Genomic DNA, 13,543 nt, shown 5'->3' with positions numbered 1-13,543 from the left:
TGTGGATAATGTGAATATTTCAGAAAAATCATTATATTCTTTATTGTCGATATTTTGGTGTTTAAGGTGCAAAGATTTGCAGCTCCATAAATCTGAAGATGATGGTATGTCATGGATTAAAGCTCGAAGGCTCTTGCAGCTATATTGAAAATTTGCGTGGAATAATTGTATAGATGCGAGGAAAACTAAAAAAAGACCGAAAGGAATAAATCGATTTTTGAAACGGGAGGTATAATAATGGAGCTGCGGGATATAATGACTACACGTGTTGCGGTTGTGGGACCCGATAATACAGTGCTGGATGCCTGTAAGCTGATGCAGATTCATAATGTAGGTGCCCTTCCCGTCTGCCAGCAGGATGGCAAGGTTGTGGGCATTTTGACTGACAGGGACATTGTGGTCAGAAGCATTGCCAACGGAGCAGATCCGAAGACCACTCCTGTGAGAACTGTGATGACCAAGGAGGTCATTTGCGCAAGCCCAACTATGAAAGCAGAGGAGGCAGCCGAATTGATGGCCCGACATAAGATTCGCAGGCTGCCGGTTGTGCAAAACGACAAGCTAGTGGGTATAGTTTCTATAGGGGATCTTGCTACCAGGTATCGCCTTGTGGAAGAAGCTGGCGAAGCCTTGAGCGAAATCTCTGAACCTTCCAGACCAGTAAATATAATGCAATGAAGGGAAAGCCGTTTATTTTTAATGGTCCCGTGGAATACTAAGGGCAGACGGGAGGTGAAATTGGATGCTACAGCAATTCCAAAACAACAACAATACCGGTACTAGCAGGAATAGAAAGCTGGTTCCTGAAGCAAGACAAGCTTTGGACCAGATGAAGTTTGAGATAGCCGGACAGTTGGGCATAAATCTCCAGCAGGGTTACAACGGGAATATCTCGGCCAAGGATGCCGGAAGAATTGGCGGCAATATGGTAAAGAGGATGATCGAGCAACAGCAGAGACAGATGGCCGGTCGACAATAATCCTCCTATAAATTAAAAAAGCAGGGCAAAAAGTTTGCCCTGCTTTTTATGTGTCCTATTATCTTTGCGCTTGCTTTTCCCTTTCGCGGAAGAGCAAGCTTATGCAATACGCCCCTGCAACGCCTACTATGGTGTATACGATTCTGCTGAGCAGAGCATCGCGTCCACCGAATAGGGTTGCCACAAGATCGAACTGGAAGAGACCGATAAGTCCCCAGTTCAGGGCCCCTATTATGACCAGGATAAGGGCTAAGCGGTCCATTCCATCAACTCCTTCGATATTAGAATCTCTTCTTTAGTATTCCCTAAATTTAGGAATTATAATACTATTTTTTCTTCCCTGTTTATGCTTTTAATTTTTGAGAATATATATTGAACCTTCATGTTTTCGGATTTGGTCAGGGTGGCAAAGTCTCCTATCAGTATCAGCTGCTTCTTTGCACGGGAGAGCGCCACGTTTATCCTGCGATAATCCCTCAAAAAACCAGTACGGGTATATGTTCCGGGACCGCTGTAATTGCTTCGTACCCAGTTGATTATGACGTTTTCCTGTTCGCGGCCTTGGAAGGAGTCGATGGTATAGATGTTGTGTTCAACGAAATCTTCCAGCGAGCAGTTAAAGCCGGAGAAATACTTTGCATTAGCCTTAAATAACTCCTTTAATTTTTCGGTCTGGGCCTTATAGGGCGTAATGATGCATATGTCTTCCAGTTTCTCTCCGGCTTTTAGCAGATCCAGCACCTTCTTGACCGATAGCATGGCCTCGCTCATGTTGTAATAGGTTGAGTTCTCTTCGGTTTCAGCCCGGGTTTGCGGGTCTAAAAACTCGGAGGTATCGATGATTTCTATGGGATGATCGGGGAACAATCGGCGCCTTTCTTGCTCGGGTATTTTGTAATACAGCGAATCGGTGTTGGGGTAGAGCTTTCCATCGTATATCAGCTCCGATATAAATGATACCATCTTGGGGTTTTCGGTGCGGTAGCTTATATCGAGAAATACCGAATTAAACCTGTTTTGGTCGGTTATGAGCTTTTCAAAGAGGCTTTTTTGAAGTTCCTCGCTGGTCTGAAGGTCAATGTGGGGGTCGTACTCCAGCAGTACTTCACTCTGGATGGGGAAGGGCGGTATTTGCATGTGGTCGCCGATTATCACCGCCTTGTCTGCGAATCCCAGGCTGAACAGCGTCTCGGGCACATCCATCTGGGATGCCTCGTCGATGATCACTATATCGTAGCTTTCGGGTTCCATGTTTTTGTCCAGATAAAAGCCCAGGGGAGTGCCCAGTACGATCTTGTTGGTCCCCTTTAGCCTGGCCATATAAGCCGCATTGGAGGTTGAGACGGCTGGAGCATAGGGCAGGGAAGATTTGAACTCTATATTGTTCCCAGTTCGCAGTACCCGCACCTTGTCCTCTATCAATTTTTCAAGTATGTTATCTACGGCCACGTTGGTCTTGGCTAAAACCAGCACGTTTTTGCCGCCATAATAATACTGCAGGGCTATTTCCTTTATCAGCGTGGTTTTGCCTGTACCTGGAGGCCCGTGCACTATTTCAAGCACATGATTGACGCCGTCAAGGGCCAGTGCCAGGGCCACTGCCTGCTTTTGAGCCTCATTGGAAAGCAGGCTTTTGTTGTAATAGGCGTGGTCAGGAAGTAAATTTATATCCCCCATTGATAGAGGTGCTTCCTTTTTAAGGCCTAACACCACCGCTATGAGGGGGGAGAGGGTATCATCCTCTATTTGGCGCGTTAAGCTTTCGAGGTAGCTAAGCAGTATGGCGTCGTTGGAGCTTCTGGTGAAGGTTGTAATCCGCGCCACTTCCTCTTCGGTGACGGGTTCTAAAGCCTTTAGCTCTATGATATAGCCTTCATTGGTCTTGTGCTCGCGGCATTCAACCACCTCGAACTCGTATCCCGTATTTGATGTGAGCACTTCGCCAGGGAAGAGAGCCGCCTCTATTCGGAATATGAAGGAGTTGCCAAATTCCACCAAAAAGGTACATTTCATGTCGTGGAATTTCCTTATTTTTATATCCAGAATTCTCTTGTACACGTTGAGCTCTTCAATGACGGCTTTTTTGTCTTTAAGCTGTACCAGCTCGGGCTTTGCGAAGTTTATCTTATTGATGGAGTTATCAACGGGTCCTTTGATGCCCGCTAGCTTGTAGAGATCCGACTTCAGTAGCCTGTAATCCCCTTTGCGGAGTTTCCTGAGGCCTAGCCAGTCCCTGGGTACCGCCTTCAATATTTCATAGAGGAAATCCAGGTATTGCTTTCGGTTCATGGGCGCCAGTATGGTTACCAGTCCCTTTTTGTATATTCCTGCCTTCTTTGCGTTTTTGATGAATGTGTGTTTTCTGCAAAGGCTTTTAAGGTCAAAGTGCTTTAAGTATTCGTTTACTAGCGCCTTTATGTTGGCCAGGCTGTCAAAGTACTTCCGATGGGAAATGTTATCGGTGGTGGCCAGCCTTCCGGTTTTGGGGTTGATGTCAATTCTAGGTATGTTCAGAGTGTTGAATATAAACTCGGTAACCTGCTGGTTAGGGTCATTGAGCTTGGCTGCATAGTGGTAATATAGGCCACTTAAGGTTTTGTTGTTTAGGAATTTGAGCTCCACCGAGTCAAACTCCTTTGTGCCCATGAGCCGGGGATGGAATACCTGCATCTCAATGGCTGCCCGGATTACTATTTCCCTCTGTACCCTTAGGGGAACGCTTTCCCATCTGCACATGTTGCAGTTGGCTATCATGTTGATCCACTCATTTATCGTTAGCTTTTCAACCCCCAGCGAATCGCATATATATTGTGCAACTGGAATTTTGTCGGAAGGTACCCTCAAGCTGTAATATGCATAAAGCCCTGACAGCGTTTTGCCGTTCAGACACTCAAATTTTGTGAGGCAGAAGTCCCTGTAACCCATAAGTCGGGGATTTTTAAGCCCAAGCTCCTGCGCACACCTGTACAGCATTTCCCTGGCAATTTCCTTGGGGACCGATTCCCATGTAACCTTGGAGTTGGGTTCCCCAATCTGGGATATCCACTCTTCTATGTTCAACGGCGGTATGTTCAGGTCGTCACACATAAAGGTCAAGGTATCCTTACCGGTGTTGAAGGCCAAGATGCTGTAGTAAGTGTACAGGCTGGTCAGGGGTTTGTTGTTCAAAAATGAGGTGGGCTTGGAAAAGTCTTCAGCCTTCAGCATTCGCGGGTTGGATTTGCCCTCTTCCCGAGCCTTCATAAACAGAATTTTTGCCAGGTAGGGCTTGGGCACCGCTTCCCATTTGAAGTTCTTTTGATATGCAATGAAGTGTAGCCACTCTTCAAAGGTGAGCTCCGGCACTCCATAGACGTCACATATGAAGTCGATGCTGCGCATACCGCCCCTGTTTAAGCCGAAAAACCTGGAGGCAAAGCTGTACAGCGACATGCCGTTCAGGAAATTTAGGCCCACCTTCAAATCATCGGACGACATCATTCTCGGGTTGGAGTATCCAAGTTCTCGCGCAGCCCTAAACAGCAAATTCCTTATGACTTTGTGGGGGATGACATCCCAAAATACGCTTATTGACTGGTCGGTGATATAGGTTATCCAATCCTGTTCGGTGATTTCAATATCCAGCATGTCGCACATGTTTTTTATGACGCTGCCCCTTATATCCTGCGAGATGCTTTTAAAGTAGCTGTAAAATCCGGTGAGGGTTTTACCGTTTAAAAATTTGAACTTGTGCGAAAAATCATCGTTCTTGATGTAAATGGGATGGGGGTATCCCAGCTCCTGGCAGGCCATGAGCAGTATTTTCCTCTTGGCCTCTTTGGGGATGTTGCCCCACGAGAAAATGTTATGCGTGGCTATATATTGGATCCATTCGTCCTCGGATACCTGTGGAATGCCCAACTGGTCACATATGTTGGTGATGACATGGACGCCATCTTTTCTGGGTACTCTGTTTTTATAATATGAATACAAGCCGTTCAATGGCTGATCATCCAAAAATTTAAATTTGTGCTTCTCAAGGTCCTTTGAAGCGATGAATCGAGGACTGGGCAAATTGAGCTCCTGCGCTATCATGTAGAGAATTTGCCGGTGCACCTCGTCGCTTACTTTGTTCCATAAAAAAGCACGGGGACGCTTTGACTTGTCTTTTCTCTTTAATATGGATAGTACCTCTTGTATATCATCTAATGTTTCTTTTACCTGGTAGTTCAACGTTTGCACTGCTGCGCTCTCCTTTCAGCCAACACCAATGGTAGTATCATATCATAGAAGCATTTTATTGTTACTTATTGCATGAGTTTTAAACTATATGATATTAATTATATACTTTTAGCCAGTTTTGGTATATTGCAAGATTTGATAAAAATGAAAGAAATTTTTGTGTAATTTGTACGGATTGAACTTTTTGGTTATAATCTGTGCTGCACTTGACAAACTAAAAGACGAGGCATATAATGGTAAAGCAAAATGCAAATTATTTGCAATTAGTTGTTGCGGCGATGACAAATGTATTCTAAGCAAGGGGGAGCTGGATGAGCCACGTTCACTTGCCAGATGGAGTAGTGCCCACCATATGGTGGGTAGCAGGGTACCTGATTAGCCTGGTGACGGTGTTTGTCATCTTGAAAAGGGTGGAGGCCGAGAAGGTGCGGGGTAAAATACCTGAAATTGCCATGATGGCGGCGGTTATGCTGATTACCATGTCGGTGCCTTTGGGCTTTATACCCTTTCATATGAATTTTGCTGCTTTAGCCGGCATGCTGGTAGGGCCGGGATTGGGCTTTGTGGTAGTTTTTGTGGTGAATTTCATTCTGGCCCTTTTGGGCCACGGCGGGATCACGGTAGTGGGTTTAAATACGCTGAGCGTAGGCGTAGAGGCGCTGGTGGGTGGCGTTGCTTTTAGGCTGCTAAAGGGCAAAATTGGCAGCGTGCCTTCAACCATCATATCAACGACAGTAGCTGTTTTGCTGTCCACCGCCCTCATGGTTCTGTTTTTAAGTTCCATAGGAATGGTGGATATAAGGTCGGGGGAAGGCATGTTACACAGGGACAATCACGCTGGAGATGGGGCCAGCGGACAGGATGAAGGGTTACGCCATGAAGACGCGGCTTATCGTTTTGGTAGGATGGCCTTAGCGGGATGGGCTGCCGTGCTAGTCGTGCTGTGCTTGGGCATCATATCGGAGAGCGTGGTAACTGCTTTGGTCATAAGATTTTTTATGAAGGTACGGCCGGATATGATAAACCCTACGCCCAATAAGGATTGGTAGGGGAGGGATTAGAATTGCATTTGGCTGAAATAGACCGTATGGCTAGCAACGGTACCAGCTTATTCCATCGCGCTGGCGTGCCATCCAAGCTGTTGATGGTGTTATGCTTGTTGTGGGCAATCATGGCAAGCGGCGATGTTTTGACATTGGGAGCGCTGATAGCCGTTTTATTGGTTTTGCATCTGGTGGCTAGGGTGCAATTTAAGGAGATAGCACACCTACTATTTTATCCGTTTTTTTTCAGCCTCCTTTTTGCCCTGCTCAAGTTTCAAGAGTCGTGGGCATCCGGCTTTTTGGTAATATTAAAGGGTACGGGGGCTGCCCTTGCGACCCTGTTTTTGCTGGCTACCACGCCCTGGGTGGAGGTATTTGCCTTTTTATCGGCCTATTTACCCGGGACGCTGGTGGATATATTTTTATTTACCTACCGCTCTTTTTTTATTTTGCTTGACCAGGTGAGTAGCCTGCTGCGCAGCATGAGAGTGAGGGGTGGTTATCACCCCTTTAACGTGGTCATGAACCTTAAGAATATGGCATCTACGGTCGGATTAGTCTTATTGCATTCATTTGAGATGAGCCAGAGGATGTACAGGATATATCTTCTTAGGGGATATGACGGGGGCATCCCGGTAGCGCGAAGATGGTGGAAATTGGGTTATCCTGATGTGGTGGTTATCGTTCTTTCTGTACTTATAGTGATGGGGATGGTGATAGCATGGAGGCTCTTGTAGAAGTTAAGTGCATAAAGCACATATATCCTGATAACACCCAGGTGACGCTGTGCGGCCTGGACTTTGTGGTACGTCCCGGCGAAAGGGTGGTCATTTTAGGCCCCAACGGCGCTGGCAAGACCACGTTGCTTGCCCATGTGATGGGTCTGCTGGCACCCGTTGAAGGCTCGGTAAAGGTCATGGGGCTAGAGCCCCATAAGCATTTCAAGCAGGTGCGGAAAAGTATCGGAGTGGTTTTCCAGAACGTCGATGAACAGATAATAGGGCCAACGGTTTACGATGACATTGCTTTTACTCCGCGAAACGAGAGGCTAAGCAGGGAAGAGGTAGAAAGGCGTGTAATGATGGTAGCGACCAAGCTCGGGATCCAGGATTTGCTGCACAGGATACCCCATTACCTGAGTGGGGGACAAAAGAAAAAGGTGGCTCTGGCAGGCGCCATAGCCATGTCGCCAAGGATTTTGATACTGGATGAGCCGTTTGACGGTCTGGATCCTGCTTCCAAGAGGGAAATGATGGGTCTGCTCAATGAGCTCAATCGTGAAAATGGCACCACACTGATCATTACCACCCATGATGTAAATCTGGTGCCCTATATAGCCGACACGGTGTACGTGATATACGATGGCAAGATACTTACAAAGGGAAATCCTCACGAGGTGTTTATCCAGAGGGATGTATTGGAGTCAGCAAATCTCGAACCCCCTATCCTGGTGGACCTATTTGCGCATCTCAAAGAAAAGAGCTATAATATAACAGTACCTATTACTTTGGAACAAGCCAAGGAGCAACTCGATGCGCTTTTAGAAAACCCTAGATAAAGATGGATGGAGGGAGTTTTTTGGAATTTACAGCCAATCTTCTTGATTTTGCCGAGATGCTGGCCTGCGCTGTTGACCTCATGGAGAGGGGTTCACATCACCATGGGCAGAGGGTAGCGTATATCGCCTTTCGGCTGTTTGAAAAAGTAAAGCCGGGCCATAACCCTTCTGATCTTGTGATTGCATCATACCTGCATGACATAGGCATTGAGTCATTTATGACCAAGGAAAAGGCCAGGAAATTTCACACGGATAAGGAAATCTTATGGCCCCATTGTCATGAGGGCTCTGTGCTGGTCGAAATGGTAGACATACTTAAAGGCATCAAACCTTTCATCCTTTACCACCATACCGACTATTCCGAGATACAAAGCAGTTCGTTAGATGTACCTTTAGAGGCCCAGATCATCCATTTAGCCGACAGGATAGAGGTGCAAATAAAGCCTCATCGGCCGGTATTGACACAGATAGAGGATATCGTGGATACCATTTTGAAATATAAGGGTTCCATGTTTAATCCTGAGCTGGTGGAGGCTTTTTTGAGTTTATCCATACAGGAATCGTTTTGGCTGGATATCGTGAATGAATATCGATCTGCGGTAGAGCACATTGATTTTCCCTCAATGGATATCAAGATGAATGCCAACGATATACGGCAGTTTTCCCATCTCTGTGCAAGGATTGTAGACAGAAAGAGCCCGTTTACGGCGCAGCATTCCCAGCGCGTAGCGTCAATAGCCGTAAAACTGGCAGAGTTTTGCGGCATGAGGGGACAAGACCTGTTCTTTATGGAGATAGCAGGCCTGCTGCATGATCTGGGCAAGCTTGCCATACCCGATACTATACTTCATAAGCATGGAAGGCTGACCGACGAGGAATACCGCGTAATCAAGCAGCATCCATATTATACTTACTGCCTGATCGATCGGCTGAATGTGATGGATAAGGTGCGGGACTGGGCTGCATTTCATCATGAGCGCCTGGACGGCAGCGGTTATCCCTTCCACCTCACCGCTGGCCAGCTGGATCTGGGAGCCAGGGTGATGGCCGTGGCCGATATGGTGGGAGCCATAACCGAAGACAGGCCTTACAGGGCGGGTTATGGGGAGAAGGAGACCATGGATATAATGTGGCGAGAGGTAAAGGATAACCGGGTAGACGGCGATGTAGTGGATATTTTGGGTAAGCACTATGGCGACATCGTTTGCGGTGGATGAATTACCTTTATAAGGGCTGCAAATTCAATTGGCATAAGATATGACCCAATTTAAGCAAAATTGGCAAATCTATCAGCCATGGCCACCGGGGACAATGCAAATTTTACACGAAATACTTGCAAAAATTGAAGCTCATATGCTATAATTTTGATGATTTTAGAATAAATTGAAAATCGAGAAAATCAAAAATGCAAAAAACTTTTTGTTGATGCAAGAATTTGTGCGCTTTGTTGCGCTATGGTAATGGGGGCTAGGTGACGGAAAATCATATTTTTGCAAGGGTGACAGACATATTTGCAATGAAAGGAATGGTTAAGTATGTCTATGTCTTATGTGCAGGAAGTAATACAGCAGGTGATCGAACGAAATCCCGGTGAGCCGGAATTTCATCAGGCTGTCACTGAAGTGCTAGAGTCACTAACGGTGGTGTTAGACAGGCACCCAGAGTATATCAGGGCTGGCATACTTGAGAGATTGGTGGAGCCCGAGCGCCAGATCATTTTCAGGGTGCCATGGGTGGATGACCAGGGGAAGGTACGCGTAAACAGGGGATTCAGGGTACAGTTCAACAGCGCAATTGGCCCCTACAAGGGAGGTATCCGTTTCCACCCTTCGGTATATCTTGGGATTATCAAGTTCTTGGCCTTTGAGCAGGTATTCAAAAACTCGCTGACCGGTATGCCCATAGGCGGCGGTAAAGGGGGCAGCGATTTTGATCCCAAGGGCAAGTCCGAAGGCGAGATCATGCGCTTTTGCCAGAGCTTCATGACCGAGCTTTTCCGCCATATTGGACCTGATACTGACGTGCCCGCTGGCGATATAGGCGTTGGAGCCCGCGAGATCGGGTACATGTTTGGACAGTACAAGCGGCTTAGGAATGCCTTTGAAGGGGTGCTCACCGGCAAGGGATTGACATACGGCGGAAGCCTTGTTAGAAAAGAGGCTACCGGATATGGCTTGGTGTATTTTACTGATCAGATGATAAGGGAAAAGGGCAAATCTATTGAAGGGGCAAGGATAGTGATATCGGGTTCCGGCAACGTGGCCATTTACGCCGCCGAAAAAGCCATACAGATGGGCGGCAAGGTCATCGCCATGAGCGATTCCAATGGGTACGTTTTTGATCCCGATGGGATAAAATTGGATACCATCAAGCAGCTGAAGGAAGTTGAGAGAAAGCGAATTCGGGAGTATGCCGACGTTCATCCCTGCGCTGAGTACCATGAGGGGCCTGCGGGCATATGGGAAATCCCATGCGATATCGCTCTGCCTTGTGCCACTCAAAATGAACTGGACGGGAAGGCTGCTAAGGCTCTGGTTGCCAATGGCTGCTTTGCAGTGGCGGAAGGGGCAAACATGCCGTGTACTCCCGAGGCTACGGATGTGTTCTTGAGCAACAACGTGTTGTTTGCTCCGGGAAAAGCCGCCAATGCCGGCGGGGTGGCTACCTCCGCCTTGGAGATGACCCAGAACAGCATGAGGTATTCCTGGACTTTTGAAGAGGTGGATGCAAAGCTGAAGCAGATAATGACCAATATTTACAGGAACATCAGTGCAACTGCCAGAGAATACGGACACGAGGGCAACTTGATCGTTGGAGCTAACGTGGCAGGCTTTATCAAGGTAGCTGAGGCCATGATGGCTCAAGGCATAGTGTAACGCTGATATGATCAGGGGGTGGATGCTTGGAGGTGCTTTATGTGCTTCCAAGCTATTATTTTTGCCTTTGAAAAATTGTATTGATGTATATTTGTGTGATAATATAGATGTACTATATGATCTCATTGGATGCGGTGTTACAATGCAAAGTTTAACCGGTAAGGACAGGGGAGGAATATGTAATGTGCGGCATTGTTGGATATATAGGTGATAAGCAGGCTTTACCGATTCTGATTGAAGGCTTGAAGGCGCTTGAATACAGAGGATATGACTCGGCTGGAGTGGCCGTTCATAATGGCAGTCGTATAACCATCAGCAAGGCCAAGGGAAGGCTCAGCGTATTAGAGCAGAGAATAGATCCCGATCAGCTTCAGGGTACGCTGGGAATAGGGCATACCAGATGGGCAACACACGGCGAACCTTCCGATGTCAACTCGCATCCCCATACCAATCAGTCGGGAGACATTGCAATAGTTCACAACGGCATCATAGAGAATTACATGAAGCTTAAGGATTGGCTCCAGAAGGAAGGGTATGTCTTTGTTTCGGAAACCGATACGGAGGTGGTTGCACACCTTATCAATTACTATTACCGCGGCGACCTTGTGGAGGCAGTGAGAAGTGCGCTGGACAGGATTGAGGGCTCTTATGCGCTGGGAGTTATCGCAAAGAATCATCCCGACTGTATGGTGGTGGCGCGCAAGGACAGCCCGTTGGTGATAGGACTGGGGGATGGCGAGAATTATATAGCTTCTGATATACCCGCCATATTGAAATATACCCGAAAGGTGTATCTGCTGGAAGACAGGGAAATAGCTTTAATACGCCGGGATGGAGTAGAGATCATAGACCAGTACGGCAGAAAGGTTCAAAGAGAAGTGTTTGAGGTTAAGTGGGATATAGAAGCGGCAGAAAAAGGTGGATACCAGCATTTTATGATAAAGGAAATACACGAGGAGCCAAAGGCGCTGAAGGATACCATGGCTTCTCGCATTGTGGACGGAAGGGTTAACTTGAACGATTTGAATATCACAAAGGAACAACTTGAAAAGGCCGGTAAGATTATAATCATCGGATGCGGAACGGCGTATCATGCTGGAGTGGTTGGCAAGTACGTGATTGAGAAGCTGGCAAGGATACCAGTGGATGTCGAAATTGCTTCTGAGTTTAGGTATAAGGATCCATTGATAAGTAAGGATAACATAGTCATCATTATAAGCCAGTCAGGTGAGACGGCCGATACCATTGCTGCCATGAGGATGTGCAAGAAGGTGGGGGCCAAGGTTATAGCTATCACCAACGTGGTGGGGAGCACGGTGTCCAGGGAGGCTGACCATGTGGTGTACACATGGGCTGGTCCAGAAATTGCCGTGGCTTCCACCAAGGCATATGCTACCCAGCTTTTGTGCATGTATATGATGGCGCTGGATTTTGCCGATAAGATGGGCAAAATATCGGCCGATGAATACCAGCGGCTAATTGAGGAGATCAGCAGATTGCCCGAGCTAGCGCAAAGGGTACTAGATAAAAAGAAGATTATTCAGAGGTATGCTGATGAGGTATTCAATTCTAGCAGCATATTCTACATGGGCAGGGGGCTAGACTATGCGGTAGCCATGGAAGGTTCACTCAAGCTAAAGGAGATCTCGTATATCCATTCGGAAGCTTATGCTGCAGGGGAGCTCAAGCACGGCACCATAGCCCTGATAGAAGATGGCACCCCTGTAGTTACCTTGGCCACTCAAAAGGCGCTGTTTGAAAAGACTTTGAGCAATATAAAGGAAGTGAAGGCAAGGGGTGCCTTTGTCATAGCTGTGGCCATGGAAGGCGATACCGAGATAGAAGAGGAAGCGGATAGGGTAATATATATACCCAGGGTATATGATATTCTGGCGCCCGTTCTAGCGGTGATACCACTTCAACTGTTTGCATACTATGTAGCAGTGGCCAAGGGCTGTGACGTGGATAAGCCCAGAAACCTTGCCAAGAGCGTTACGGTGGAGTGAGAAGCGAAAAAAGTGATTCCTGTTGTGTATATTATTAAAAAACCATTTCCGCCTGCGAAAAAAGGGGTTCTGAAAGGGAAGGGATAGTGGAAAAGGATTAAGAATCAAGTCAGAAAAAGAGGAGGGATAAGTGGGTAAGAATTGAGAGAAGTGTTGAATTTAAGCCCCTTATCCCTTTTTTCTTGAGTCAAAAAATCCCATGTAGAATTCATGCGGGTTTGAGGAGAGGGAAATGGAAAGGGTTTTTTTTAAATTAACATAGTTAGGGGGTAAGAAAAAAAGGAGATAAGGATCAAGTTTGGAATTTGTTTTTGGCTTAAGTTTTTCCATGAAAAATAAAGTCGTTCCGTAAAGGGAAAAAAGTCTTTCCGCATTAGAGATTACTGATATAATTAGATTATGTCGCAGTAGTAAAATAATACGTATTAAAGATTTGAATATTTATCATAAGATAATTACCAGTCTTCTGCAAGAAATATAATCTCATTTCTTTGTTCGCTAATAGCAACAAGACTTAACTCACCATGGTTCCAATCATTAGGTTTGTAAGGTTTGCTGTAAATAATGTAAATTGTAAAATCTTCTGGTAATAAATCAATATAGCCCAGATCGCTAAATTTACCCCAAGATATGCCGTTTGCTTCAGCTTGGCTATCTCCTGATTTTCCTATCCACTTTGCTCTTTTTGATAATTGATCAATATAATTCTCAATGGAATTTGAATCTGTTTCAAATCTCAAGCCCCAAAATTGACCGCCCTGTAAAAATGCTGGGCTATAGCTAAACACGATGTTTTCTGCATTATCAGGGATTTTATTGGGAAAGTGTTGGGTTAATGGATTATTTGGATAACCTGTCAC

General features: G+C 46.3%; 10 protein-coding genes and 1 pseudogene. 8 read left to right on the top strand and 3 right to left on the bottom strand.

What is annotated here, in order from left to right; all coding sequences use genetic code 11:
- The first annotated feature begins 237 nt into the window (after positions 1-237).
- The gene (locus tag FWJ59_RS04495) at positions 238-678 is read left to right on the top strand and encodes a CBS domain-containing protein (RefSeq protein WP_414480789.1); all 441 of its coding nucleotides are present in this window, start codon (positions 238-240) and stop codon (positions 676-678) included.
- A gap of 64 nt (positions 679-742) precedes the next feature.
- On the top strand, positions 743-979 hold the full coding sequence (locus FWJ59_RS04490) for a small, acid-soluble spore protein, alpha/beta type (protein WP_414480788.1): 237 nt from the start codon (positions 743-745) through the stop codon (positions 977-979).
- A gap of 58 nt (positions 980-1,037) precedes the next feature.
- On the opposite strand, the gene FWJ59_RS04485 is transcribed toward FWJ59_RS04490, so the two are convergent.
- Together FWJ59_RS04485 and FWJ59_RS04480 are read right to left on the bottom strand one after the other, a co-directional pair.
- On the bottom strand, positions 1,038-1,241 hold the full coding sequence (locus FWJ59_RS04485) for a DUF378 domain-containing protein (RefSeq protein WP_414480787.1): 204 nt from the start codon (positions 1,239-1,241) through the stop codon (positions 1,038-1,040).
- Positions 1,242-1,297: 56 nt separating this feature from the next.
- Entirely contained in the window at positions 1,298-5,200 is a 3,903-nt protein-coding gene (locus FWJ59_RS04480) for a DEAD/DEAH box helicase (RefSeq protein WP_414480786.1), read from the bottom strand.
- A 311-nt stretch (positions 5,201-5,511) separates the two neighbouring features.
- On the opposite strand from FWJ59_RS04480, the gene FWJ59_RS04475 reads away from it, so the two are divergent.
- The 6 genes from FWJ59_RS04475 to glmS all read left to right on the top strand — a co-directional run bounded on the left by FWJ59_RS04475 (position 5,512) and on the right by glmS (position 12,683).
- The gene (locus FWJ59_RS04475; RefSeq protein WP_414480785.1) at positions 5,512-6,249 is read left to right on the top strand and encodes an energy-coupling factor ABC transporter permease; all 738 of its coding nucleotides are present in this window, start codon (positions 5,512-5,514) and stop codon (positions 6,247-6,249) included.
- Between the two features lie 14 nt (positions 6,250-6,263).
- The gene (locus FWJ59_RS04470) at positions 6,264-6,980 is read left to right on the top strand and encodes an energy-coupling factor transporter transmembrane component T family protein (protein ID WP_414480784.1); all 717 of its coding nucleotides are present in this window, start codon (positions 6,264-6,266) and stop codon (positions 6,978-6,980) included.
- The gene (locus FWJ59_RS04465; RefSeq protein WP_414480783.1) at positions 6,965-7,801 is read left to right on the top strand and encodes an energy-coupling factor ABC transporter ATP-binding protein; all 837 of its coding nucleotides are present in this window, start codon (positions 6,965-6,967) and stop codon (positions 7,799-7,801) included. Before FWJ59_RS04470 ends, FWJ59_RS04465 begins: the two co-directional genes overlap by 16 nt.
- Before the next feature lie 20 nt (positions 7,802-7,821).
- A complete protein-coding gene (locus FWJ59_RS04460; RefSeq protein ID WP_414480782.1) occupies positions 7,822-9,018 on the top strand; it encodes an HD domain-containing phosphohydrolase in 1,197 nt (398 codons plus the stop codon).
- Positions 9,019-9,342: 324 nt separating this feature from the next.
- Positions 9,343-10,677: an NADP-specific glutamate dehydrogenase gene (gene gdhA, locus FWJ59_RS04455; protein ID WP_414480790.1), complete on the top strand. Its 1,335-nt coding sequence runs from the start codon at positions 9,343-9,345 to the stop codon at positions 10,675-10,677.
- Between the two features lie 182 nt (positions 10,678-10,859).
- Positions 10,860-12,683, top strand: a complete 1,824-nt coding sequence (gene glmS, locus FWJ59_RS04450) for a glutamine--fructose-6-phosphate transaminase (isomerizing) (RefSeq protein ID WP_414480781.1) — start codon at positions 10,860-10,862, stop codon at positions 12,681-12,683.
- Positions 12,684-13,138: 455 nt separating this feature from the next.
- On the opposite strand, the pseudogene FWJ59_RS04445 reads toward glmS, so the two are convergent.
- Positions 13,139-13,543, bottom strand: a pseudogene (locus tag FWJ59_RS04445) (hypothetical protein); the annotation flags it as partial.

Source organism: Caldicoprobacter sp., assembly GCF_047459465.1.
Lineage (GTDB): Bacteria > Bacillota > Clostridia > Caldicoprobacterales > Caldicoprobacteraceae > Caldicoprobacter.
This window is presented reverse-complemented; position numbering and strand designations above follow the sequence as displayed.

Excerpts from the sequence above, each read along its gene's own strand:
- FWJ59_RS04495 (WP_414480789.1), top strand. The coding sequence starts at position 238 with ATGGAGCTGCGGGATATAATGACTACACGTGTTGCGGTTGTGGGACCC.
- FWJ59_RS04490 (WP_414480788.1), top strand. The coding sequence starts at position 743 with ATGCTACAGCAATTCCAAAACAACAACAATACCGGTACTAGCAGGAAT.
- FWJ59_RS04485 (WP_414480787.1), bottom strand. The coding sequence starts at position 1,241 with ATGGACCGCTTAGCCCTTATCCTGGTCATAATAGGGGCCCTGAACTGG.
- FWJ59_RS04475 (WP_414480785.1), top strand. The coding sequence starts at position 5,512 with ATGAGCCACGTTCACTTGCCAGATGGAGTAGTGCCCACCATATGGTGG.
- FWJ59_RS04465 (WP_414480783.1), top strand. The coding sequence starts at position 6,965 with ATGGAGGCTCTTGTAGAAGTTAAGTGCATAAAGCACATATATCCTGAT.
- gdhA (WP_414480790.1), top strand. The coding sequence starts at position 9,343 with ATGTCTTATGTGCAGGAAGTAATACAGCAGGTGATCGAACGAAATCCC.
- glmS (WP_414480781.1), top strand. The coding sequence starts at position 10,860 with ATGTGCGGCATTGTTGGATATATAGGTGATAAGCAGGCTTTACCGATT.